Genomic DNA, 23,686 nt, shown 5'->3' on the forward strand with positions numbered 1-23,686 from the left:
TGAACTTTGAATCAGTATTTATAGGGATAAAACTTTCAATTCTACCTTGTTTTTTATATAAATTAAACAGTTTTTATGCATTATAAACGCCTCCGGCTGAATTTTTTGTATATCTGAGTTTAATAAATCTTCGTAAACTTTATTTTGCCCGTCAAATACATACAGCAGCTGAACAAGCTGCCCGGCCTTTAGCGCGTGCAAAGATACAATTCTAAAATTATTGTGCTCAAGGTAATGTACCCAATTTGAATAGGAATGATGTATAATAAGGTTTGGCGGTAATAATTCCGGCGCTAACTGTTCGGGTACGCGGATGTTATTTGCAGGATCGTTAAACAGGTAAGGTTCATAAATGCGGATGGTGGCCCCGGTTTTTATGTCAGCCAAAAAAAGTTTGCGGGGCTGTAGCCGGCTGTCGTAAACCACCGGGCCGTTTGCAGTAAGGTGGTCAAAGCCCAGCGTGTAATTGCTCCACAATGTTTTACCGGTAAAAGCATCAACGGCTAATAATCCTTTATGCGCCGGGCCGGTTTCTGACTGGTAATAATGGATCAGCAGTACCCCATCGTACGCGGTTTCAATGCCGGTGAGCCAGCGCTCGGGGGTAGTGAGGCTGTCAAAATATATTTTGCCGTTCTGTAAACCTGCCGACCCAAAACAAACTTTTTTCTCATCATTGTCCCTGATCTCAACAAAAAGCGTTTCGGTTAGCGCGTCAATTTCCATACGCCAGATTATTCCCGGAAATTGTTGGCTAATGTGTGGCAGCAGTGTCATATTACGCACAAATATGAATAAAAATAGCTGAGGTTGTTATTTTTGTTGTGATAAACAATCACACCTATTTACTGTTGTAAAATAAACACAAACACAATGAAAGCTGACAAAATAAGCCTCAAAGAATCAAAAGAAAAACCGGTAGTTGATCATTTAAACGAGCTTCTGGCTAATTATCATATCCATTACCAAAAAGTTAGGGGTTGCCATTGGAATGTTAAAGGTAAAAGTTTTTTTACCCTGCACGTTAAGTTCGAAGAGCTTTACACCGCCGCCCTTACTACCATTGATGAACTGGCAGAGAGGATTTTAACCCTTGGCAAAGCGCCTTACAGTACTTTTGATGATTATATTAAAAAGGCTAAACTGAAGGAAATTGACACCATTGGTTTAAAAGATACCGCCATGGTTAAGGCTATTATTGAGGATATGGCCACCTTAATTAAAATGGAACGCGCAATTTTAGAAATTACTGCCGAAGCCGGCGATGATGGTACAAACGATATGGTGAACCGCTTTATGCAGTTTAAAGAAAAAAACACCTGGATGCTGCGTTCATTCGTTAATGAAGACTGATGTTAGCTGAGTAGAGACCGGAGATTAAATATTAGTTGGTTTATCAACTATTATAAATAAAGCCTTGTTATTTAACAGGGCTTTTTGCATTAAAATCTATAAATCCTATAAATCTTATAAATCTTAGTTTAAATTTGGCCTCTTTATAAATTCAAAATATCACAAAGTATATATTAATATGAGCAAAGGGGTTGTAAGCAAGGACGAAGATTATTCGCAATGGTATAATGACCTGGTAATAAAAGCCGATATGGCTGAGTATTCGCCGGTTAAAGGATGCATGATCATTAAGCCCTATGGTTATTCGATATGGGAAAAAATGCAGGCCGTACTTGACGGTATGTTTAAAGAAACCGGGCATGTGAATGCTTATTTCCCCATGATGATACCCAAATCCTTTTTCTCGAAAGAAGCCAGCCACGTTGAAGGGTTTGCCAAAGAGTGTGCAGTAGTTACCCATTATCGTTTAAAAACAGACGAGAACGGGCAGGTAGTGGTTGACGAGACAGCTAAACTTGAGGAAGAACTTATTTTGCGGCCTACATCAGAAACCATTATCTGGAATACTTACCGGGGGTGGATCCAGTCGTACCGCGACCTGCCTATCCTCGTAAACCAATGGGCTAACGTAGTACGCTGGGAAATGCGTACCCGTTTGTTTTTGCGCACTACTGAGTTTTTATGGCAGGAGGGGCATACCGCCCATGCTACTGCCGAGGAAGCTATTGCTGAGACGGAACAAATGCTGGGTGTTTATGCCGATTTTGCCGAAAACTGGATGGGGTTACCTGTGGTAAAAGGTAAAAAAACTGCTAATGAGCGTTTTGCGGGAGCGCTGGATACTTATTGCATAGAAGCATTAATGCAGGATGGTAAAGCTTTGCAAGCCGGCACCTCACACTTTTTGGGGCAGAACTTTGCCAAAGCTTTTGATGTAAAATTCACCAATAAAGAAAATAAACTGGACTTTGTTTGGGCCACTTCATGGGGCGTATCAACCCGTTTAATTGGCGCATTGATAATGGCGCACTCTGATGATGCCGGACTGGTATTGCCACCAAAACTGGCGCCTATCCAGGTTGTTGTGGTACCTATTTATAAACACGAAGAAGAGCTTGAAAATATATCAGGTTTTGTAAAAGGCCTTACCAAAGAACTAAAAGCCAAAGGTATTTCGGTTAAGTTTGATAACCGCGACACCCATCGGCCCGGAGCTAAATTTGCCGAATACGAACTTAAAGGTGTGCCTTTGCGCGTAGCCATAGGCAGCCGCGATATGCAAAACGGAACCGTTGAGCTGGCGCGCCGTGATACTAAAACAAAAGAAACGGTGAACCAGGCTGGCTTAGCTGATCATATTGAAGCCTTACTGGAAGAGATCCAGCAGAATATCTATCAAAAGGCATTAAATTTCAGAACAGCAAACACTACTGAAGTTGATACTTACGATGAGTTTAAACGCATGCTGGACGAACAGCCCGGCTTTATATCAGCCCATTGGGATGGTACACCTGAAACTGAACAGCAAATAAAGGACGAAACTAAAGCTACAATAAGGTGTATTCCTTTAGATAATAAACAGGAAGCGGGGAAATGTATTTTAACAGGAAAGCCAAGTAGCCAAAGGGTGTTATTTGCCAGGGCGTACTAAGGAAAAGTCCATAGTCAATGGTCGATAGTCCATAGCTATTGAGGTTTCGCCGTTGTTGGTGTTGTCACCAACAACCGATAAGGTTTATGTTTTGAAGGATCCGCGTGATTGCCGACGGCTTTTTACGCGCAATAATGCTCTCCGCTTGTTGGTCTTGTGACCAACAAGCGGAGAGCATAAAGAAAAAGTTCATAGTCTATGGTCGATAGTCCATAGCTATGGAGGTTTATTTTTTTACTATGGTCCATGGACTATCGGCTATGGACTGTGTTAAAGCACACACATGAAATTCGCAACAAAAGCCATACACGCAGGACAAGAGCCTGACCCCACAACAGGGGCGGTGATGACACCAATATACCAAACATCAACCTACTGGCAGAAATCGCCGGGAGACAATAAAGGTTATGAGTACTCGCGTGGTACCAATCCAACCCGCAAGGCGCTGGAGAATTGTTTGGCAGCGCTGGAAAATGCACAATTCGGCCTGGCTTTTTCGAGCGGAATGGGCGCTACGGATGCCGTGATGAAATTGTTAAAGCCTGGCGATGAAGTTATCACAGGGAATGATCTTTATGGTGGGTCATACCGGATGTTCACCAAGATCTTTGCTAATTATGGCATTAAGTTTCATTTTTTGAACCTTTCTGACCCGGAGATCATCAGGGAATATGCCAATGAAAATACGAAGCTGATCTGGATTGAAACCCCAACCAACCCAACCATGCAGATTGTTGATATTGCGGCAGTTGCCGCAATCAGCAAAGAAAAGAACATCCTGCTGACGGTTGATAACACTTTTGCATCGCCATACCTGCAAAACCCTATCGACCTTGGTGCGGACATTGTAATGCACTCCGTTACCAAGTATATAGGTGGCCACAGCGACGTAGTGATGGGGGCTTTGATGCTGAATGATGAGGAGTTATATAAAAGGCTTTGGTTTATTTATAATGCCTGCGGCGCCACACCCGGCCCGATGGATAGCTTTTTAGTGCTGCGCGGAATTAAAACCCTGCACCTGCGAATGAAAGCTCATTGCGAGAATGGCCGTATAATAGCTGAATTCTTAAAAACGCACCCTAAAGTAGAGAAGATCTACTGGCCCGGATTTAAAGACCATCCAAATCACGATGTCGCCAAAAAACAAATGCGCGATTTTGGCGGAATGATCTCCATTGTGCTTAAAGATGCCGATCTGCAGGAAACTTTCCGGATTGCATCATCATTTAAAGTATTTGCACTGGCAGAATCACTGGGCGGTGTTGAATCACTGATCAATCACCCGGTAAGTATGACGCATGGCTCGATCCCAAAAGAAGAACGGGAAAAAGTTGGTGTGGTTGATAACCTCCTGCGTTTAAGCGTAGGAGTAGAGGATGTGGATGATTTGCTGGAGGATTTGAAACAAGCGCTGGTTTAAAATGGAAAGCTGGATTGACGATGTTTTATCCAAATGGAACTCTGAGGGTGTTAAATTAAATCCTCCATCTTCTATTGAAGATATTGAAAAAGCTGAATCAGTCTTGCATTTTAATTTCCCGCAAGATTTCAAGGATTTTTATTTACGAGCTAACGGCTTTAATGGTTTAGATTGGCAGCAACATATGTTTACTATATTTCCTCTCGATTTAATTATAGAAGAGTTTGACGGTAATAGTAACAAAAATTTTATCGGGTTTTGCGATTTTCTGATGGCAAGTCATTTTATCGGTTTTAATAAAAATAGAGCAGGTGTTTTTAAAGTATATAGCACTGAAGATGGAGAATTTATCGCGCATTCATTTCAACAAATTGTTGATAAGATAAACTCCAATTCTGATTTGATCTACTAATATGTTCAAAGATAATTTTCAGGATACGGTTAACATCAAAGCTTTCCTGGACAGCAAAGTCATTCAGTACAATCAGCCTGATTTTATAAAGAACGACCCTGTGTCTATCCCGCACCTGTTTGCCAAACGGCAGGATATTGAAATTATGGGGTTATGGGCTGCAGTATTGGCCTGGGGGCAAAGGGTAACCATTATCAACAAGTGTAAGGAACTCATTACCCTGATGGATGGCGCGCCGTATGATTTTATTATGAATCATGAAGATGTGGACCTAAAAAAGCTGCTGCAATTTAAACACCGTACATTTAATGATACCGATACCTTATATTTTATATCATTTTTCAGGTATCATTATGAAAATAACGAATCGCTGGAGTCGGCGTTTTTACCCCCGAGCCCGCTAAAGGGGGAGTTGGTTGGTGAAGAACCAATTGAGAAGTACCTGAATTATTTCAGAAGCTATTTCTTTTCCCTGCCTGATTTTCCGCATCGCACCAAAAAGCACATTTCTTCGCCGTCGCAAAAATCTACCTGTAAAAGATTGAATATGTTTTTACGCTGGATGGTGCGCAAAGATAATTGCGGCGTTGATTTCGGGATCTGGAACCACATCATGCCATCGGAATTGATAGTTCCCTGCGATCTGCATGTCGACCGCGTAGCCCGCAAGCTTAACCTGATCACCCGCAAACAAACAGACTGGCAAACAGCGGTGGAACTTACCCAACGCTTAAGGGAATTTGACCCTAACGATCCCGTTAAGTACGATTTTGCTTTGTTTGCGTTGGGGATAGAGGAAAATTTTTGAATTTTCCTCTATCCCCCGGTTAACCGATACTAATTACCGTTATGCTGTATGAAAACACTCACGTTTGGGCCTGTTCTGTCCATGCGGACTAACTTACCATCGGTAAAATAATAGTACATGCCGTTGTCATCATTAGAAGCCTGCCCCATGAAAGTATAATACTTTCTATAAGTTGCTGAATGTTCTGTTTGCTCAATAAGGGCAAGACGGCCTTTGGTGTGCGCTTTGAATTCTGTTTCGGGAGTTCCGATAGCATAATAGATTTGTTTTGTGCAACCCGCAATAACGATAAGAGACAGCAAGCCGGCAAATAGTAGTTTTTTCATAAGTGATGTGATTAGATCCCGGTAATAAATAAAGTTGGTGCTTTGTTGGTTGGACCCGAAGAGCAAGGAAAGGTTTATCGCTAATTATAGTTTTTTGGACGTATTTTTCAGGTTACGAATATAACTATGTCAATATTCTTTAGATATGAAACATGTTGAAATTCAGAATATTACGATTCTGTTACTAGCAAGTTAAAAAAACAATACGCTGATTATCAATTAATTACAATGTGTTTAAATGTCAACGTGTTGATAATCAATATGTTTCAGATCGTTCCACCCGTTCCGCTGTGAAAAATGGAACGCTTACGCTTCTTCCTTAAAATAAACCTTATAGTAATTCATTGCTTTGCCATCATCAAAACCCTTTTCAATCAGGTCTTTATCGCCATGGATGTAGATGTGAAAGTTTTTATCGAGTTTTAAAACGCTCTTATAAACTTTGGCCTGCTTTTTTACGGCATTGTCAGAGATCTCGAAGGTATCGGCAATCGGGCTGTCGAATTCCTGCTCGTACTGACTTTTGAAATTTTTGAATGATTCAATGGCTTTTTCATTTCCCAGCACTTCGCCCGTAAACTCATCCATGTCAAATGTGTCTTTCTCCTTGAAATATTTCATGGAGCGGTTCAGCAGGTCTATCTTATCGGCCTTGCTCATTTCAAACTCTTCGTCCAGTTTTTCGGTAACAAAATTCTTGTAGATCCCCAGCGTGTTGGTGGTTTGGTTGTAGCTGTCGTTGCGGATCTTTAACTGTAAAAAATCATCTTTCCAATAAACGGCCGCATCCTGTCCGCCGCTATTGTTCTTATCAATCACCACAACCTTATAGCCATTCTCCTTTTCGATATTAAAGATCAGCACGCCTTTGTCAAGTTTATTGATGTTGATGGCATTTTCTTCATAATCAACCTGGAACCCGCCTTTGTCGGGATACACCTTTAAGTAGGTTTCCTTATTTTCCGATTTAAAAATGCCGATGGCATCAAGCGGGTTACCCTCTATCTGTACCTTGTTAAAGTAAACCACGTAAAGTTCACCGCCTTTAATATTGGGATGGGTGGTAACCTTAAATAAAAATTTTGCGATCAGCTCCGATGCTTCATGAAATTTCTCCTTTTGGTCAAACACCCGGGTAACAAAATGGTGGATCTCGTTGAGACTTAAATCGCCGCTACTGTGGGTAAGGTGGTAAACCTCATTAGCTTTTTCAAAAGGTTTTAAAAAGTACTGCATCAGCAGGTTAGGGATCACCTCATCCTTCAGTTCAAGCGGATGGTCAGACAGGGAGTACAGCTCATTTATTGACGGGTTGCCAACATGATGAACAGAAATAGTATCGAGCGAAGCTTCAAAAAAAGTTACCATAATCGGGTACGAAGGTAAGATTTTTAGGTCACGTTCACGGTTCAGTGCAGATAGTTATGGCCGGAATTGTTTATGGCAAAACGCTAACAAAAAACCGCAGGTAAATAACGAACTTTGGCCAATATTAAAATGGTTTATAATTCAATCACAAATTGCTGTAAGCCATGAACTGTAAACTATGAACCAACAAGAAACAATAGTTGCCCTGGCTACACCCAGCGGAACAGGCGCCATTGGCATCATCCGCCTTTCGGGGCCGGAAGCCATTACAATATCCAATAGCGTTTTTAAGGGTAAGGACCTAACCAAACAGCCATCCCACACTATTCATTTTGGAAGCATTGCTGATGGTGAACTGGTTTTGGACGAAGTGCTGGTATCTATTTTTGTAGGGCCTAAATCCTACACCCGCGAAAATGTGGTAGAGATTTCCTGCCATGGTTCGGCATATATTATTGAGTCCATTATCAAACTGCTGATTAAGAAAGGGGCCCGTTCCGCAAAGGCAGGGGAGTTTACGCTGAGAGCCTTTTTAAACGGGCAGCTCGACCTGTCGCAGGCAGAAGCCGTTGCCGATCTGATAGCTTCCAACTCAAAAGCATCGCAGCAGGTTGCTTTAAACCAGCTGAGGGGAGGGTTTAGCAGTCAACTTCAGGGACTGCGCGATCAACTGGTGCAGTTTGCCTCGTTAATAGAACTGGAACTTGATTTTGCTGAAGAAGATGTTGAATTTGCCAACCGCGATCAGCTCAAAAAGCTTATCTATGAAATAAATAAAGTTATCGGCAGCCTTATCCGGTCTTTTGAGCTGGGGAACGCCATAAAACAAGGCGTAAATACGGTTATTGCCGGCCGGCCGAATGCCGGAAAATCAACCTTGTTGAATGCGTTACTGAACGAAGAACGCGCTATTGTAAGCCATATCCCCGGTACTACGCGCGACACTATTGAGGAGGTGCTGAACATACAAGGTGTCAATTTCAGGCTGATAGATACAGCAGGTATTCGTGAAGCTACCGATGCCGTTGAGCAGATAGGGGTGGCCCGGACTATGGAAAAAATCAGTCAATCGGCGTTGCTGATCTACGTTTTTGACGCTGACGTAATAAGCAATGAAGAATTGCAACAGGACATTGCAAGTCTACAAAAGCCGGGTATAAACATGCTGATGGTTGCCAATAAGATAGACCTGCTGGATCAAACGGCCAAACTTACACATTTGCAGGCGCAGGGGCTCCCGAACTTTATTACCGTCTCCGCCAAACAGAAACTGCATATCGACGAGCTCAAAAGCAAGATCTACACCACAGCCATAAAAGACCAGCTTACCGGCGATGAAACAATGGTTACAAATATCCGCCACCTGGAAGCTTTGCAAAAAACAGAAGAGTCCTTAATAAGGGTACTCAACGGGATAGATAGCGTGACTTCTGATTTCCTGTCGATGGATATTAAACAGGCGCTGTACTACCTTGGTGAGATCACCGGTGTAGTTACCACCGATGATTTGCTGGAGCATATTTTTAGTAAGTTTTGTATCGGGAAATAGGCGTATGTTAGGTCGCATTTCAGATAATATAATAAAGACCGTCTCATAACTGGTTTATGAGGTGGCTTTTTATTTTGTGATAAGTAGGTTAACTTTTAATCGCAATACACGGTATATTTAACAAAAACGCTGTAAAATATGTTACAACAAGTTTTATCATACCAAATAGCCGATAGCATTGACCTGAAAGCGTTCAAATCAGCATTTAAGGCCGAACTATATTTTAGCGATACCGATGAATTGTTTTATACGGTAGATGAAGGCCAGTACATTTATGTTTTTAAATATGGCGTAGTTTGTTTTTTAAATTACGATCCCATCAGGATTTCTGAATTTTTAAGGCTCATATCATCTAATTGCAGGAATGCCTTCGACCAAAACCTTACAGAGGAATTTAAAATTCAAACCAATGCGGGCAAAAATAAAATAGGTTTCAATTCAATTGAGATCGAGGGAGCAGCTATTGAAGTTTTACGATTGATTATGCTTACCGTGTCACAATCGGTTGCGCTTGATTATTACGAAGAGCAAACTACTAAATTAATTGAGGAAACAAACTATCATACCCAAATATTGGAGGCAAAGGGGCGCCTTAATATATCCGGAATAAACCTAAAGAAGTATATCGGAAAAACACTGGTGTTAAAAAACCGTATTGCCGAGAACCTGTACATTTTTGATTCGCCTCCGGAAACCTGGGACGATGAAAACCTGAATAAAATCCATACAGATCTTAAGCGAACATTTGATTTGCAGGAAAGGTTTAGGGATATTCAGGAAGGGCTAAGTATTGTAAAAGACAATCTGGAGCTTTTCAGAGACCTTTTACAGTATAGGAATAGTTACCGGCTCGAATTGGTTATCATTATTCTGATCCTTGTAGAAGTGATCAATATTTTTGCGCAAAAAATATTTAAGTAAATATTAAAGACTGAAACAGGTTACATCATTTGCCGAATACGAGCAACAGCCTTTTGATTTGCTAAGATAAATTCCCTAAAGAGTGCAAAAAAAGGTGGATCGTTGTAAATCCACCTTTTTCGTAATTCAAAATAGTTATTAATCAGGCCAGATCGAAGCGATCCAGGTTCATCACTTTAGCCCATGCTGCGATAAAGGCATGTATAAATTGCTCCTCTGAATCTTCACACGCATACACTTCTGCTACAGCCCGAAGCTCAGAATTAGAACCGAAGATAAGATCAACGCGGGTACCAGTCCATTTGATTTCATTTGTCTTGCGATCACGCCCTTCAAAGATGTCCTGTGATCCCGGAACAGCGCTCCATTTTGTTTCAAGATCAATCAGATTGATGAAGAAATCATTAGTAAGCAAGCCCGGGCGTTTAGTGAATACCCCATGTTGAAACTGATCAAAGTTTGTATTCAGTGCACGCATGCCGCCTATCAATACCGTCATTTCCGGGGCGGTAAGCGATAATAATTGTGACTTATCAACAAGCATTGCTTCTGCCAACGCCGCATGCACCGGCTTTAAGTAATTGCGAAACCCATCTGCACTGGGCTCCAGCACGGCAAATGATTGTACATCGGTTTGCTCCTGTGATGCATCTGTACGTCCCGGAGAAAAGGGAACCTTTACGTCATACCCTGCATTTTTTGCGGCCTGTTCAACGCCTGTACATCCGCCTAAAACAATCAAGTCAGCTATTGATACCTTTTTATTGCCAACCGCATTGTTGTTAAATTCCGTTTGAATGGCTTCAAGCGTTTCTAATACTTTGGCAAGCTGAGCAGGATTGTTAACTTCCCAGTCCTTCTGCGGAGCCAGCCGGATACGTGCACCATTTGCACCGCCGCGCTTGTCAGACCCGCGAAAAGTTGACGCTGATGCCCATGCAGTTGATACCAATTGGGCTACAGATAGCCCGGAAGCCAGAATTTTACTTTTTAGTGCAACGATGTCGTAGCTGTCAATAAGTTCATGCGTAACAGCAGGAACAGGGTCTTGCCAGATCAACTCTTCCGAGGGTACCTCCGGCCCAAGGTAGCGGGCACGCGGACCCATATCACGGTGTGTAAGCTTGAACCATGCCCGTGCAAAAGCATCTGCAAACTCATCAGGGTGCTCAAAAAAGTGCCTGGCAATGGGTTCATAGGCAGGATCTACGCGCAGGGCGATGTCACTTGTCAGCATAAAAGGTGCATGGCGTTTTGACGGATCGTGTGCATCCGGTACGGTACCGGCACCTGCGTCATCTTTCGGTTTCCACTGATGTGCACCGGCGGGGCTTTTAGTTAATTCCCATTCGTAACCGAAAAGGTTTTCAAAATAATTATTGCTCCATTTTGTTGGGGTAGTGGTCCAAGCGCCCTCAAGACCACTTGTAATGGTGTTGTCTGCGTTACCTGTTCCGTAACTGTTTTTCCAGCCCAGGTTTTGTTCTTCTATGCCAGCGGCGGCAGGCTCTTTACCAATATATTTACCAGGGTCGGCGGCACCGTGTGTTTTACCAAAGGTGTGTCCGCCTGCAATTAATGCTACTGTTTCTTCGTCGTTCATTGCCATGCGGCCAAAAGTCTCACGGATATCGCGGGCTGAAGCGACGGGGTCAGGGTTTCCATTAGGCCCCTCCGGGTTCACATATATCAAACCCATTTGCACAGCAGCAAGCGGATTTTCCAGCTCCCGGTCGCCCGAATACCTGGTGTCACCGAGCCATTCTTTTTCAGCCCCCCAATAAATATCTTCCGCAGGTTCCCAAACATCGGCACGCCCGCCGGCAAAACCGAAGGTATCGAAGCCCATTGACTCGAGCGCGCAGTTGCCGGTGAGGATCATCAGATCCGCCCAGGATAGTTTCTTGCCGTATTTTTTCTTGATTGGCCAAAGCAACAGGCGTGCTTTGTCGAGGTTTGCATTATCAGGCCAGCTGTTGAGCGGCGCAAAACGCTGGGTACCGAAGCCCGCGCCACCGCGGCCGTCAGAAATGCGGTAAGTACCTGCACTGTGCCAGGCCATCCGGATAAAAAATGGTCCGTAGTGCCCGTAGTCAGCAGGCCACCATTCTTGTGAGGTGGTCATCAATTCGAAGATGTCTTTCTTTACGGCGTCCAGATCAAGGCTGCTGAACTCCTTCGCATAATTGAATGCTTCACCCATTGGATTGGACAGTGATGAGTTTTGACGCAGTATATTCAATTTTAGCTGGTTAGGCCACCAGTCGCGGTTTCGGGTGCCGCTGCCTGCGCTTTGTTTTAGAGCTCCGCCCAAAAAAGGGCATTTGGCGGTGCTTTTGTTTAGCTCAGCCAGGCTTTGAGATCCGTTATTTTCCATGTTTTATTGAATTGGTTTATAGCAACTAATTTAGTTAGAATATCTATTAACCTGCTAGATCTCCACATTAAATAAGTTAATTTTTTACATAAGCATGGTTGAGTTTAAGGTGTTGCTTAAAAATATTCTGTAAACAACAAGCCTACTAGGAATGTCGCATCATAAACATTCTTATTAATAATAGCCAGTGTCGAAAATGAAGCAGCTTTTCAAGCGTTACCGTTGTTGCCACACCATTTTATTAACCCATGCCGGTTGATTCCCTGATCATAAGTGTTGATTTTAAAACCTTTGTTTCGTTTGGCTGAATGTCCTTTTTATTAAGCACGCTGAATAGTATGGTGGCTGCTTCTTTCCCGATTTGAAACGCTGGTTGCGTTATAGTGGTAAGGGAGGGCTTTAAAAGCGGCGCCGTTTTAAGGTTAGAAAAACTAACTATTTTAACGTCAGCCGGGATATTCAAATTCAAATCGTTACAAGCATAGTAACAGGGTAGGGCAAGGTCCTCAATAGATGCGATAATACCATCCGGTTTATGAGTGATGAGTAAGCCTTTTACCTGTTCATAATTCTTATTTTCATCGTCGCAGTTTTTAATAATCAAAGCTTCATCGGAAATAATACCGTTGTTTTTTAAAGCATCCAAATAACCGGCAAGCCGTTTCTTTCCTGTTGAAAGGTTGTTCAACGCCTGCAGGTAGGCGATTTTTTTACAGTTGCAATCTACTAAGTGCTGCGTTGCATTAAACGCGCTTTCGTAATCATCGGTTGTGACAGTAATTGCCTCTATGTCTTCATACAGCCTGTCAAAAAAAACGAGCGGCAATTGGGTTATCAGTTCTTTAAAGTGCTCACTGTCGTTGGCATTGCTGGCTACTGAAATTAAAATACCATCAACCCGGCCGCTTAATAAACGCTTTATAAGTGCTATTTCTTTTTCAGTACTTTCATGGGTTTGATAAATCAGCACGTGATAATCATGAAGCCGGGCAATCTCTTCGATCCCGTTTATTGCCTGCGAAAAAAAGTTGTTGGCTACTTCGGGAACAATTACGGCTATGGTCATGCTTTTTTGCTGCCGCAGGTTGCTTGCAAAATGGTTGGGTTGATAATTTAATGCTTTAGCCAGGGCCCAAACCCGCTGTTTGGTTTCCGTGCTTATTTCATAGCTGTCGTGCAACGCTCTTGAAACCGTGGCTGCGGATAAATTGAGCTCAAGCGCAAGTTTTTTTATATTAACACTACCCATTCCTATAAATATAAGCTCCTGAATTAACTTCTAAAGTACAGTTTTTACGTAAACGTTTACGTAAAAAAATAGGCTTGTTAATGTGAATCCAATTGAAATTTTTGTGAATTTTAACAAGGATTAGGTTCCTCAACCAATTAAAAACCTGTAAGCTATGAATAATTTAAACAATGACGAGGGAACACCCCTGGCGAGTTTAGACGTTTGGGAAGACGATGTATTAAGCCGTTACCCGGAACCCGGTGGGCCGGCTAAAAGCAAAGAGGAATTCAGGAATTACGATAAACCGGAACTTGATGGGGTACGAGAGTTCTACCGTTTAAACCATAAATATCAAACCTATGAGAATGTGTTGGCCAAAAAGGCAAACTTTTTGAAGTTTGATAAAAAGGAAATGCCCTGGTGGCAGGCTATGGAGTACTTAAATACCCTTGTTGACGATTCAGACCCCGATACCTCACTTGATCAGTTACAGCATTTGCTGCAGACGGCGGAAGCGATCCGTGCCGATGGACACCCTGACTGGTTTGTGTTAACCGGCTTTATTCACGACCTGGGTAAAGTGTTATGTTTATTTGGCGAACCACAATGGAATGTTGTTGGAGACACATTCCCGGTAGGTTGTAAGTTTTCTGATAAAATTGTTTACCCGGAGTTTTTTGCAGACAACCCGGATACTTATGATGAACGATATAATACCAGTTACGGTGTTTATTCGCACCAATGCGGGTTGGATAATATCCACATGTCATGGGGGCACGACGAATATTTATACCATATCACCAAAGATTACCTGCCCGAGCCTGCACTGTATATGATCCGTTATCACTCTTTTTACGCGCAACACCGTGAGCATGAGTACGATCATTTGCTTAATGCCAATGACCAGGAAATGTTTAAATGGGTAGATAAATTTAATCCTTACGATCTTTACTCAAAAAGTCCGGTTCCGCCGGTAGTGTCAGAACTTAAGCCGTATTATGAAGATTTACTGGCTAAGTATTTTCCTGCCACTGTTAAATTGTAAAATGAATTAATGATCAGCGCATTTTCAGGGCTATTTTAAAATTAATGTAACGGAAGAGCAGGGGAGTTGTTGATGGTTTTCAATATTACTCCATCTTCCATTTCAATGATCCTTTGCGTTTTGCCTGCAAATTCATTGTCGTGGGTAACAATCAGCAGCGTTTGATGATAAGTGTCAGCCAGCTCTTTAAAGATGTCGAAAACAATTTCGCTGTTTTTTTTATCGAGATTTCCGGTCGGCTCATCACCCATTATAATCAGCGGATCATTTATTAAAGCCCGGGCAATAGCCACGCGTTGCTTTTGCCCGCCGGATAACTGGTTGGGTTTTTTTAAGGCCTCAGCTTCAATACCTAAAATCTTGAGTTTTTCGTATGCCCTTTGCTCAATTTCATTTGCAGACAGTTTTGCCAGCTTTAGTCCCGGTAACATTACGTTCTTTAAAACGGAAAACTCGTTCAATAAGTAATGAAACTGGAAAACGAAACCAATTTTTTCGTTCCTGATATGGGCGAGTTCCGCTTCACTTCTGTTTACCAGGCTTACATTCTCAATTAAAACCGCTCCTTCATAGTCAGTGTCCATGGTTGACAGGATATAAAGCAGGGTGGATTTCCCGCAGCCCGATTTGCCGATTATCGAAACGAATTCGCCTTTTAATAATGTAAAATTGATATTATTCAAAACCTTAACCGTATGCGGGTCATGAAAATATTTGGTAATACTAACAGCTTCCAATATCTTCTCCATATTATTTTCCTCTTATAATAACTACCGGATCTATTTTACTCGCTTTTCTTGACGGTAAGAACCCGGCAAAATAGGTGGTGATTATTGAAAATGTGCCGCCTATAAGATAGAAAGCGGGATTGTAAGAAACCGGGTAGGTTTTAATGGTGGGCAAAGACGCCGTGTTAAAGGGGATTTGATCAATGATCTCCGCCAATCCAAAGCCCACTAATAAACCAACAATGCCCCCAAAAATCCCGATCGACAAAGCAATGGTTATAAATATGCTATTCACGTCTCTACCCGAAAAGCCGGTAGCTTTTAAAATTGCAATCGAATCCATTTTCTCATAAATCATCATATTGAGGATGTTGTAGATGCCAAACCCAGCAACGATCAACAGCGTAACACCGACAGCATACGAGATGAGCGTTCTGATAAACGAGCCGGTCTCAAACTGTGCATTTGCCGTTTGTATATCAATCGCATCTACATCAAACAGCTTTTGGTATTGCCTGGCTAATTGCGGGGCTTGTTCTATATGTTTAAGTTTAATTTGTATATCAGTAATATAATTGTTTGATTCTGCTAATAATTTTTGGGCCGTGCCAATGGAAGTATAGCTTTGCACATTATCTATATCCTGTACGCCGGATTGAAAATAGCCAACAACTTTTAAGGGCATCTGCTGGCCTGTATTGGTAGTTAAACGAATCACGTCGCCAACATTCGCCATCATTTTCTTAGCAACGCCCACGCCAAGTATTATGCTGTTAGGTACATTCTTAAGATCAATATAATTGCCTTGGGTAATATAATCTTTAAGTGAAAAAAGCCTGTTCTCAGCGTCCACATCAATTCCGGCGACATTGCCTGTAAGATCAATTGCCCCTGAGTTATAAAACACCAGTGCCGTAACTTTGGGGGCTACCCCGGCAACTGCCGGATCAGCCTGCAGCATTTTAATAATTGCACTATTGTTGTGGATTCTTAGCAGTTCATTTTTGGGTTTAACTGAACTTATAAAGTTGTGGTATTTTTTATATTCGGGAAATAAATTAACAGCCTGATTTTTTGATGGTTCAATTTCATTGTAAAGCCTGATATGCGGTGTGCGGTTAATGATCAGCCCATCAAGCAGTTGGTTAAGTCCGCCCATAAAACTTAACAGCGCAATAAACATGGCGATGCTAAAAGTAACGCCTATTGCTGCCACCAGCGTTTGCCGCCAGCGGGCAAGTAACAGTGCAAACGATATATCCCTTATCAGCTTATACTTCATTGCTTCGGTTTCCTTAACACATCGGTTGCTTTTACCCCCGATAAAATCTCAACCTTTTGGTAGTCTTTTAAACCTGTTATTACACGCGCTGTATCATTTTTACCCTTAATAACAAATGCGTCATTCAATAAATAATCCCTTGGAATCAGTAAAGCATTTTTTTTGGTTCGTATTACTATGTTTGCCTCAAATGTTGTGTTTGGGTACAAAGTATCTGGTTGTTTAATAAATTCAGCCTCCACCAAAAACGTTTTACTTTTTTCATCCATTATTGGGTAAAGTTTAGTTACCCTCCCAATAAATACTTTTCCTTTATAGCTGTCCATTGTGATCAGTACTTCCTGGTTTATTTTAACCTTAATTATTTCATACTCATCTATTTGCATTTCGAGGAGGAATTTATTGGTTGAACCAATCAATGCCAGGAGCGTTTGAGATCCGGCCAATTCACCTTTGGTTTTATAAACCCTGTACACCGTGCCGTTTACCTCACTTTTTAAAATAAAATCGCTTTCCTGCCTGGTCGCAATGGCCAGTTTCTTTTTTGACTGTTGGGAGTTTAATTTTAATTGCCGCTTTAGGTCGTTATATTTTACAACCGATGAAAAGTATGCTGTTTGCGAGTTTTCATAATTAAGCGCAGTTTGTTCCAATTGCACTTTAGTACCTATTTGTTGCTTCCACAATGCCTGTTGTCTTGAGTACAATGCCGAATCGTTCCGCATTTTGCTTTTGGCAGCATCTTTAAGCTTTTGCGCCTCGTTTATTTGACCCTGGTTGGTGCTAAAATCAAAGAAATTGGCCTCCAGTTCAGCATTTTCTTTTGTGATTCTCTCCGGATCATTAGATATAGAGAGCAATGGCGTGCCAATTTTCACACTATCGCCTTCAGTTACAAATACGCGGCGGATAATACCATTAACCTTAGGAAATACCTGGTATTGATCCTTGCTCTTAATTATCCCTGCAGCATAAACAGATTCAGTGATAGGAGCTATGACGGGTTTGGTTTTTTCGTTATCGCTATGACACGCGCTGCAAAATAATGCTGCAATTAAAAAGTATAGCTTTTTACTCATCAATCAAAACTAGTGTTCTGACGCTGGCTCTTCAATGTTTGTAGTCATTAAAAAAGATGATAAATGTCAGTAATATCCTGTTCACTATATTGAACTGCGTTAATCCAATCAGGCTGAACCGTTCTCTAAGCCTGGTTTCAAGTGAATACTAAGTGTTGTTGACAGGTTATAAGCATCAATCTTTTACCGGTATTACCACTGAAAGCGATGAAGGAATAACCTCAATGTTTAGCTCTTTTGCTTCGTACCCACAGTCATCAAGTAAATACACCTGTTGCTGCTGCATTGTAACCTTTACTTTTCGGCCCGCCCAATGACTGATCGCATCGGTTTTATATTGAAGTAAGCTGCTTCCGGCAGCTTTAACTAATGATAAAATACCGGCGTCTTTTAACAAAATAATGTCGAGCAAACCATCGCTGATACTTATTCCCGGTTGCAGTTGCAGGTCGCCGATGCCCATACTGCCTGAATTTGTTATGGTGAGTGATACTCCTTGCGTATGTATTATTTTCCCGTCAATATCAATGGTATAATTAACCGGCTCAGCTTCATAAATTGTTTTTATTGCTGATACACCATAAGCCATTTGCCCCAATTGGTCCTTAAGTTCGGGCACTGCTTCCGTTATCATCGTTGCCATAATTCCCAGACTTACCCGCAATAAAAAAGGCTGGCCGTTTACCCGGCCGGTATCTATGGTTTTAAGCTTATATCGCCCGTTATGAATAAGAGTTAATGCTTCTTTAGCTTCCGTTGGGATCCCCATTTCTTTAGCAAGCACATTTGCGGTTCCTCCCGGGATAATAGCCAGAGGGGTGCTAGTACCAATAAGTGCAGATCCGGTTGCTGTGACACTGCCGTCGCCGCCATAAATAGCAATCAGATCATAGCTTCCGATTTGAGCACGGGCAATAGTTTCGGCGCTTTCTCCTTCTTTAAGCTCATATACCTGGTACTCAATTTTACTTCCGTCAAAAATATCGCTTATAGATTCTAACACCGGTATTTGCTGGCCTGCAAATGGATTTATGATAAAAAAAACTTTGGCAATTTCCATGGTTAACTCTTTTTAAGGAAAGGTAATGACAAATAAAGCGTTAAAAATATTTACTGTTCGGGCTCTTTAAATAATAAAAGCTGAGCAGGTATAAACATAGTAAACCTAAAAGGAAACCTCCCAGTACATCCGTAAACCAATGCGCGCCCAGGTAAATACGTGAAAAAGGGACAACAAATATCAGCAGCAGGGATATAACAGCAACTGTAACCCGAACAAATACCGCAATATTTTTTAGCTGAAACATCAGCAACGTTAAAAAGCCGAAAAACACCACGTAAAAAAGCATGTGCCCACTTGGGAAACTTTGCTGGCTGGCTTTCGCTACAATACGTACCAGTGGTTCTGCTGGCCTGGGCCGGTTAATAACAAATTTGAAAATAGTACTCACTAAACCTGAAAGCATCGACATAGCAAGATAAATGGCCTCTTTTTTATAGCCATAGAATAAAAAAATGCAGCAGGTGCCTAATACTGTTAACGCCGCATTGGGCATGTATCCAAACCAGCTTACAAATTTCATTGCTGTATCTAAAAAGGGGTTCTGGTGCTCCTGGATCTCTTCGGAAAATTCTTTATCAATAAATGTGGTTTGAAAAATAATAACAAATGCTGTGAGCAGCAGAAAACCAACTATAATCCCACCAATAACATACACCATTATTTTTTTCTTACGCTCGGTTAATTGCATTTAGTTTATGGTTGGTGATTACAACTATTTAAAAGCCAGGCTTTATGTGCTGGCGTGGAATTTACAAAGATAGATTAACCCCAATATCATAATAATTGTTTGAAAACGGCTGTGTATTGCGCTTATTTGATAAATTGCGGTTTCCAAAAAACATTTACTCCTGGTGATCTTAATTATACAAACAACGGCAAGATGGATTCCATCACTCATTTAACATTAGGTGCTTGTGTTGGCGAGATCATACTCGGTAAAAAAATGGGTAAAAAGGCATTGCTGTGGGGAGCATTTGCCCAAAGTCTGCCGGATATAGATACATTTTTCAGTCCGTTTTATCCAGTTATTCAAGGGTTTTTGATCCACAGGGGGATAACACACTCTTTGCTATTTGCAATTTTAGCAGGGGTGCTGTTGTCGCTGCTTGCGTATAAAATTCACAGGCGCAGTAATATACCGCTGCAGGTATTCCTATTTTTCTTTTGTTTCCAATTAACCTTGCACGATTTATTAGATACCTGCAATAGCTATGGCACCGGATTATTGGAACCGTTTAGCCATCATCGTTTTTCCGTTAATTTATTATACGTTGCAGACCCCTTATTTACCATCAGCTTAATTATTGCAACGATCTTTTTAATCTTTAAAAGCACAGCTAATCCTAACCGTAGTAAATGGTCTTCGGCTGCCATACTGTTTTCCGTGGTTTATCTCGGTTTTGCCGGATTTAACAAAACCATTATTAATAACAGGGTAAATAAATCTTTTCAAGATCAAAAAATAACTGCCGTAAGGTATTTTAGTACCCCGGCACCTTTAAACAGTATGCTTTGGTACATAGTGGCAGCTACAGACAGCAGTTACTACACTGGCTACATTTCAATTTTTGACGATAAAAAGATAGCCTATGACAAACACCTGAAAAATGAAATTGCATTAAACCTGATCAGAGATACTACTTTGGTAAATAACTTAAAAGCTTTGAGTGAAGGTGATTATACCATTTCACAATCGGGCAATAATTATTACTTTAATATCCTGCGGTTTGGGCAAGTGCAGGGCTGGGCAAAGCCGGGAACGCCATTTATATTCAGTTATCCGTTGTCCACTGTAAATGATAGTGACGGCTTGTTATTGCAAAAGAGAAGACTACAGGACCTAAACTTAAGTAACTTGCAACGCTACCTGCGTCGTATTGCCGGACAAGCAAATTTTTAATTTATGCATTGGTATATCCTTGGTTCCATTTATGTAATAATAGTAATATTGGTATGCTTGCGTATTTTATATGATACCGTTTCTACCGGTAAAACCTTTGCTTACTTATTGGTTGCTATTTTATTTCCCGGCTTTGGAATCATCATATATTTTGCAGTTGGTGCTAATTATCGTAAAAACAAGATCTACAGTAAAAAGATCGCTACTGATAGCAAGTTACTGAAAGAAATTCGTGAAAAGATAGTTCTGGAGTCTGAGAAATCATGGAACTCGGGCGAAGCTGAGGTAAGATCGCATAAGAAACTGGCGCGCCTGTTATTAAATGATAACAGCCCGTTAAGTGGAAACAACGAGGTTAAGTTGCTACTAAACGGTGAAAATAAATTCCCTGAAGTTATAGCAGCCCTAAAAGATGCAAAGCATCATATCCACATTGAATATTATATTTTTGAAAATGACAATATTGGCAACCAAATCAAGGATATCCTGATTCAAAAGGCTGGGGAAGGGGTAAAGGTTCGATTTATTTATGATGATTTTGGCAGCCGTTCTATAAGGCATACCCTTGTTCCCGAATTGATAGCTGGAGGAGTAGAAGCATTTCCTTTTTATAAGATATTTTTTGTCGCGTTTTCAAACCGAACCAACTACCGTAACCACCGTAAAATAATAGTGGTGGACGGCTGTGCAGGATTTGTAGGAGGAATTAATGTTAGCGACCGGTACATAAACCAACCGATTAATAAAAAACAGGTATTTTGGCGGGACACGCACGTGCAAATTAATGGCCCGGGAGTATTTTATTTACAATACCTGTTTATTGCAGACTGGAACTTTAGCGCAGGCCAGCATCTGAAGATAATACCGGAGTTTTTTTGCAGTGAAAAAAGCCCAAAAGGTAATGCAGTTGTACAAATAGCTGCCAGCGGACCTGATTCGGAAACGCCAACAATAATGCTGTCTCTGATGGAAGTTATCGGCATGGCGCAGACGGAAATATTAATTACTTCTCCCTATTTTATACCAGGCGAAACCATACTGAATGCACTTAATATGGCCACATTAAGTGGGGTACGGGTAAAATTGCTGGTACCCAAAAAGTCCGATTCATTTATTGTTAATGCGGCGGCCCGCTCGTATTACGGATCAATAATGGATTGTGGCGCAGAAATTTATCTGTATAAAAAAGGATTTGTGCATGCCAAAACTATCGTAGCAGATGATAAACTTGCTGTAGTTGGAACAGCAAACATGGATCACCGCAGCTTCGAGCTTAATTTTGAAGTAAACAGTGTTATATATGATGACAAAATTGCGGCCCAACTTAAGGCTGCATTTTTAGATGACCTTAAAGATGCCGTGAAGATAGATCCCAAAGCGTGGAGAAAGCGGACGCTTTTTAAACAATTGCCCGAAAAACTTTGCAGGCTATTTGCGCCCCTGCTTTAATTTCCCCATAACCCTTCGCTCAAAATTTATTTCCTGATTTATTAGGATATGATAAAATTTCTAATTTATATTTGTAGTGTACTATTATACTAATACACTATATTGTCGATATGATAGAAATTAAGAGCTTAAGTTTTGGTTACCGGGGCAAACCGCTGCTTTTTAAAGATCTGAGCCTTTTCTTACAAAGAGGCCATATTTACGGATTGCTGGGCAAAAATGGAGCAGGCAAATCAACCTTGTTAAAAAATATAGTGGGCCTGGCATACCCCGAACAGGGGAGTTGTTTATTTAATGACATTAATGTTTCCGGGAGACCTGTAAGTGTTTTGGAAGATGTGTACTTTTTGGCTGAGGAGTTATTTGTTCCCTCATTAACGCCTGAACAATTTGTAAAAAGCACGGCAGGCTTTTATCCAAAATTCAGCAACGCTGATTTTTATCAATATTTAAAAGCGCTGGATGTTGACCCCGCCTCTATGATGGACAAACAGTCGTTTGGGCAGCAAAAAAAAGCTATGATCGCTTTCGGGCTTGCTACCAATACAAGCTTACTGATTATGGATGAGCCTACCAATGGCCTGGATATCCCCTCAAAAGTTCAATTCCGGAAACTGATCGCGTCCATTTTAACCGAAGATCGTTGTATTGTGATCTCCACCCACCAGGTACGGGATCTGGACAGTTTGATTGATACTCTTTTGATTCTGCATGATCGTGAAATTGTTGTAAACCATTCGGTAGAAGAAATTACTGAAAAAATAACTTTCGGCGTTTTTAATGATACCAGCGGTTTGGAAGTATTATATGAGGAAGATGGCATGCGCGGCAAAAATGCTATCCTTAAAAACACAACCGGAAAATTCAGCAAAATAGACCTGGAGCTATTTTTTAATGCCATAACCAACGGTAACGGCACACTCATAAAAACGCTTAAAGCCAGCTAATATGAATAACATATTTAATGCAAAAAGATTTACACTGCTGTTTATAAAACAACTTACAGAGCATTATAAAACGTACCTGATGAGCTTGACGGTATTGCTTGGTGTTATGCTTGTGGGAGGCAGTTTTTTGGTTTACTTAATACCTGCACCAATAGACTTAAGCATGCAAACCCTGCTGTTTGTAGCTATTTATTTTTTAGCCGGAGCAATATTTACAAGCATCATATTTACCGATTTAGGTGACAGGAAAAAAGCAATAGGGTATCTTACTTTGCCTGCTTCTCATTTTGAAAAATTTCTTGTAGGCTGGCTGTTTTCCTATGTGATATTTTCGCTTATTTATACAGGTTGCTTTTATCTTATCCTGATGCTGTTGTTGAGCCTTAAACATTGGCCTCATCAGCATACCGAAGTGTTTAATGTTTTTGCTGAGCCAATGACGATTCTTTTTGTAGTTTTTAGTTTACTGCATAGCATTGCTATGTGGGGGGCAGTGTTTTTTGAAAAGCTTCATTTTATAAAAACAGCATTTTGTTTTTTTATCTCGATAGTAGTGCTTACGTTGATGAATACCCGGTTTATTGAGACGCTAATAAAAAGGGAAGTACGCCCGGCTACACCATTTAGTAATATTATGTTTTTTGAAAATAACAGGAACGTGGCCGTAGCAAGTATAAGGCAGAACGATGCATTGGTGATATACATCCTGATTTTTGCATCGCTTATTTTATGGGCTGCAGCGTATTATCGTTTAAAAGAAAAACAAGTTTAAGG

At 41.1% G+C, this 23,686-nt stretch carries 21 protein-coding genes and 2 pseudogenes; 12 read left to right on the top strand and 11 right to left on the bottom strand.

What is annotated here, in order from left to right:
* Positions 1-18: 18 nt before the first annotated feature.
* Positions 19-777, bottom strand: coding sequence for a DUF4905 domain-containing protein (locus tag MuYL_RS10085; RefSeq protein WP_094570444.1), 759 nt, complete (start codon positions 775-777; stop codon positions 19-21).
* A gap of 96 nt (positions 778-873) precedes the next feature.
* Here MuYL_RS10085 and MuYL_RS10090 point away from each other — a divergent pair, with 96 nt between their 5' ends.
* From MuYL_RS10090 to MuYL_RS10110, 5 genes are all read left to right on the top strand, one after another.
* Positions 874-1,353, top strand: coding sequence for a Dps family protein (locus tag MuYL_RS10090; RefSeq protein ID WP_094570445.1), 480 nt, complete (start codon positions 874-876; stop codon positions 1,351-1,353).
* 178 nt (positions 1,354-1,531) lie between these two features.
* On the top strand, positions 1,532-3,004 hold the full coding sequence (gene proS / locus MuYL_RS10095) for a proline--tRNA ligase (RefSeq protein WP_094570446.1): 1,473 nt from the start codon (positions 1,532-1,534) through the stop codon (positions 3,002-3,004).
* 283 nt (positions 3,005-3,287) lie between these two features.
* Complete coding sequence (locus tag MuYL_RS10100; protein ID WP_094570447.1) at positions 3,288-4,427, top strand: cystathionine gamma-synthase; 1,140 nt, start codon at positions 3,288-3,290, stop codon at positions 4,425-4,427.
* Position 4,428: 1 nt separating this feature from the next.
* Positions 4,429-4,839 (top strand): SMI1/KNR4 family protein, encoded by a 411-nt coding sequence (locus MuYL_RS10105; RefSeq protein WP_094570448.1) that lies wholly within the window; start codon positions 4,429-4,431, stop codon positions 4,837-4,839.
* Between the two features lies 1 nt (position 4,840).
* Positions 4,841-5,647 carry a TIGR02757 family protein gene (locus MuYL_RS10110; protein ID WP_094570449.1) on the top strand — a complete coding sequence of 269 codons (807 nt, stop codon included), beginning with the start codon at positions 4,841-4,843 and terminating at the stop codon, positions 5,645-5,647.
* Positions 5,648-5,676: 29 nt separating this feature from the next.
* Here MuYL_RS10110 and MuYL_RS10115 read toward each other — a convergent pair whose 3' ends face one another.
* Positions 5,677-5,973 carry a hypothetical protein gene (locus MuYL_RS10115; RefSeq protein ID WP_094570450.1) on the bottom strand — a complete coding sequence of 99 codons (297 nt, stop codon included), beginning with the start codon at positions 5,971-5,973 and terminating at the stop codon, positions 5,677-5,679.
* Positions 5,974-6,279: 306 nt separating this feature from the next.
* Entirely contained in the window at positions 6,280-7,341 is a 1,062-nt protein-coding gene (locus MuYL_RS10120; protein ID WP_094570451.1) for a nucleoid-associated protein, read from the bottom strand.
* A 178-nt stretch (positions 7,342-7,519) separates the two neighbouring features.
* Between MuYL_RS10120 and mnmE the strand changes: the two are divergent.
* A pseudogene (gene mnmE / locus MuYL_RS10125) lies at positions 7,520-8,827 on the top strand (tRNA uridine-5-carboxymethylaminomethyl(34) synthesis GTPase MnmE); the annotation flags it as partial.
* A 24-nt stretch (positions 8,828-8,851) separates the two neighbouring features.
* Here mnmE and MuYL_RS23855 read toward each other — a convergent pair.
* Positions 8,852-8,908 (bottom strand): annotated as a pseudogene (locus tag MuYL_RS23855) (hypothetical protein); the annotation flags it as partial.
* Positions 8,909-9,028: 120 nt separating this feature from the next.
* Between MuYL_RS23855 and MuYL_RS10130 the strand changes: the two are divergent.
* Positions 9,029-9,811 (top strand): RMD1 family protein, encoded by a 783-nt coding sequence (locus tag MuYL_RS10130; protein WP_094570453.1) that lies wholly within the window; start codon positions 9,029-9,031, stop codon positions 9,809-9,811.
* 142 nt (positions 9,812-9,953) lie between these two features.
* On the opposite strand, the gene katG is transcribed toward MuYL_RS10130, so the two are convergent.
* Complete coding sequence (gene katG / locus MuYL_RS10135) at positions 9,954-12,188, bottom strand: catalase/peroxidase HPI (protein ID WP_094570454.1); 2,235 nt, start codon at positions 12,186-12,188, stop codon at positions 9,954-9,956.
* Positions 12,189-12,429: 241 nt separating this feature from the next.
* Positions 12,430-13,437: a LacI family DNA-binding transcriptional regulator gene (locus MuYL_RS10140; RefSeq protein ID WP_094570455.1), complete on the bottom strand. Its 1,008-nt coding sequence runs from the start codon at positions 13,435-13,437 to the stop codon at positions 12,430-12,432.
* A gap of 154 nt (positions 13,438-13,591) precedes the next feature.
* On the opposite strand from MuYL_RS10140, the gene MuYL_RS10145 reads away from it, so the two are divergent.
* Positions 13,592-14,464, top strand: coding sequence for an inositol oxygenase family protein (locus MuYL_RS10145; protein ID WP_094570456.1), 873 nt, complete (start codon positions 13,592-13,594; stop codon positions 14,462-14,464).
* A gap of 41 nt (positions 14,465-14,505) precedes the next feature.
* Here MuYL_RS10145 and MuYL_RS10150 read toward each other — a convergent pair whose 3' ends face one another.
* The 5 genes from MuYL_RS10150 to MuYL_RS10170 form a co-directional block, all read right to left on the bottom strand.
* Positions 14,506-15,213, bottom strand: coding sequence for an ABC transporter ATP-binding protein (locus tag MuYL_RS10150; protein WP_094570457.1), 708 nt, complete (start codon positions 15,211-15,213; stop codon positions 14,506-14,508).
* Between the two features lies 1 nt (position 15,214).
* On the bottom strand, positions 15,215-16,474 hold the full coding sequence (locus MuYL_RS10155; protein ID WP_094570458.1) for an ABC transporter permease: 1,260 nt from the start codon (positions 16,472-16,474) through the stop codon (positions 15,215-15,217).
* The gene (locus MuYL_RS10160) at positions 16,471-17,553 is read right to left on the bottom strand and encodes an efflux RND transporter periplasmic adaptor subunit (RefSeq protein ID WP_211710263.1); all 1,083 of its coding nucleotides are present in this window, start codon (positions 17,551-17,553) and stop codon (positions 16,471-16,473) included. The genes MuYL_RS10155 and MuYL_RS10160 overlap by 4 nt, the downstream gene beginning before the upstream one ends.
* A gap of 175 nt (positions 17,554-17,728) precedes the next feature.
* Positions 17,729-18,613 carry a diacylglycerol/lipid kinase family protein gene (locus MuYL_RS10165; protein WP_094570459.1) on the bottom strand — a complete coding sequence of 295 codons (885 nt, stop codon included), beginning with the start codon at positions 18,611-18,613 and terminating at the stop codon, positions 17,729-17,731.
* Positions 18,614-18,653: 40 nt separating this feature from the next.
* Positions 18,654-19,304, bottom strand: coding sequence for a phosphatase PAP2 family protein (locus MuYL_RS10170; protein WP_094570460.1), 651 nt, complete (start codon positions 19,302-19,304; stop codon positions 18,654-18,656).
* A gap of 192 nt (positions 19,305-19,496) precedes the next feature.
* On the opposite strand from MuYL_RS10170, the gene MuYL_RS10175 reads away from it, so the two are divergent.
* From MuYL_RS10175 to MuYL_RS10190, 4 genes are all read left to right on the top strand, one after another.
* Positions 19,497-20,516, top strand: coding sequence for a metal-dependent hydrolase (locus tag MuYL_RS10175; RefSeq protein ID WP_157740741.1), 1,020 nt, complete (start codon positions 19,497-19,499; stop codon positions 20,514-20,516).
* A 3-nt stretch (positions 20,517-20,519) separates the two neighbouring features.
* The gene (gene cls, locus MuYL_RS10180; RefSeq protein ID WP_094570462.1) at positions 20,520-21,965 is read left to right on the top strand and encodes a cardiolipin synthase; all 1,446 of its coding nucleotides are present in this window, start codon (positions 20,520-20,522) and stop codon (positions 21,963-21,965) included.
* Between the two features lie 110 nt (positions 21,966-22,075).
* Positions 22,076-22,912 carry an ABC transporter ATP-binding protein gene (locus MuYL_RS10185; RefSeq protein WP_094570463.1) on the top strand — a complete coding sequence of 279 codons (837 nt, stop codon included), beginning with the start codon at positions 22,076-22,078 and terminating at the stop codon, positions 22,910-22,912.
* Between the two features lies 1 nt (position 22,913).
* Entirely contained in the window at positions 22,914-23,684 is a 771-nt protein-coding gene (locus tag MuYL_RS10190; RefSeq protein ID WP_094570464.1) for a hypothetical protein, read from the top strand.
* Positions 23,685-23,686 lie beyond the last annotated feature (2 nt).

Source organism: Mucilaginibacter xinganensis (assembly GCF_002257585.1).
In the GTDB taxonomy this organism is placed as follows: domain Bacteria; phylum Bacteroidota; class Bacteroidia; order Sphingobacteriales; family Sphingobacteriaceae; genus Mucilaginibacter; species Mucilaginibacter xinganensis.

Excerpts from the sequence above, each read along its gene's own strand:
- MuYL_RS10105 (WP_094570448.1), top strand. The coding sequence starts at position 4,429 with ATGGAAAGCTGGATTGACGATGTTTTATCCAAATGGAACTCTGAGGGT.
- MuYL_RS10090 (WP_094570445.1), top strand. The coding sequence starts at position 874 with ATGAAAGCTGACAAAATAAGCCTCAAAGAATCAAAAGAAAAACCGGTA.
- MuYL_RS10155 (WP_094570458.1), bottom strand. The coding sequence starts at position 16,474 with ATGAAGTATAAGCTGATAAGGGATATATCGTTTGCACTGTTACTTGCC.
- MuYL_RS10085 (WP_094570444.1), bottom strand. The coding sequence starts at position 777 with ATGACACTGCTGCCACACATTAGCCAACAATTTCCGGGAATAATCTGG.
- MuYL_RS10110 (WP_094570449.1), top strand. The coding sequence starts at position 4,841 with ATGTTCAAAGATAATTTTCAGGATACGGTTAACATCAAAGCTTTCCTG.
- MuYL_RS10175 (WP_157740741.1), top strand. The coding sequence starts at position 19,497 with ATGGATTCCATCACTCATTTAACATTAGGTGCTTGTGTTGGCGAGATC.
- MuYL_RS10145 (WP_094570456.1), top strand. The coding sequence starts at position 13,592 with ATGAATAATTTAAACAATGACGAGGGAACACCCCTGGCGAGTTTAGAC.
- katG (WP_094570454.1), bottom strand. The coding sequence starts at position 12,188 with ATGGAAAATAACGGATCTCAAAGCCTGGCTGAGCTAAACAAAAGCACC.
- MuYL_RS10150 (WP_094570457.1), bottom strand. The coding sequence starts at position 15,213 with ATGGAGAAGATATTGGAAGCTGTTAGTATTACCAAATATTTTCATGAC.
- MuYL_RS10190 (WP_094570464.1), top strand. The coding sequence starts at position 22,914 with ATGAATAACATATTTAATGCAAAAAGATTTACACTGCTGTTTATAAAA.
- MuYL_RS10185 (WP_094570463.1), top strand. The coding sequence starts at position 22,076 with ATGATAGAAATTAAGAGCTTAAGTTTTGGTTACCGGGGCAAACCGCTG.
- MuYL_RS10115 (WP_094570450.1), bottom strand. The coding sequence starts at position 5,973 with ATGAAAAAACTACTATTTGCCGGCTTGCTGTCTCTTATCGTTATTGCG.
- cls (WP_094570462.1), top strand. The coding sequence starts at position 20,520 with ATGCATTGGTATATCCTTGGTTCCATTTATGTAATAATAGTAATATTG.
- MuYL_RS10170 (WP_094570460.1), bottom strand. The coding sequence starts at position 19,304 with ATGCAATTAACCGAGCGTAAGAAAAAAATAATGGTGTATGTTATTGGT.
- MuYL_RS10140 (WP_094570455.1), bottom strand. The coding sequence starts at position 13,437 with ATGGGTAGTGTTAATATAAAAAAACTTGCGCTTGAGCTCAATTTATCC.
- MuYL_RS10100 (WP_094570447.1), top strand. The coding sequence starts at position 3,288 with ATGAAATTCGCAACAAAAGCCATACACGCAGGACAAGAGCCTGACCCC.
- MuYL_RS10120 (WP_094570451.1), bottom strand. The coding sequence starts at position 7,341 with ATGGTAACTTTTTTTGAAGCTTCGCTCGATACTATTTCTGTTCATCAT.
- MuYL_RS10130 (WP_094570453.1), top strand. The coding sequence starts at position 9,029 with ATGTTACAACAAGTTTTATCATACCAAATAGCCGATAGCATTGACCTG.
- MuYL_RS10160 (WP_211710263.1), bottom strand. The coding sequence starts at position 17,553 with ATGAGTAAAAAGCTATACTTTTTAATTGCAGCATTATTTTGCAGCGCG.
- proS (WP_094570446.1), top strand. The coding sequence starts at position 1,532 with ATGAGCAAAGGGGTTGTAAGCAAGGACGAAGATTATTCGCAATGGTAT.
- MuYL_RS10165 (WP_094570459.1), bottom strand. The coding sequence starts at position 18,613 with ATGGAAATTGCCAAAGTTTTTTTTATCATAAATCCATTTGCAGGCCAG.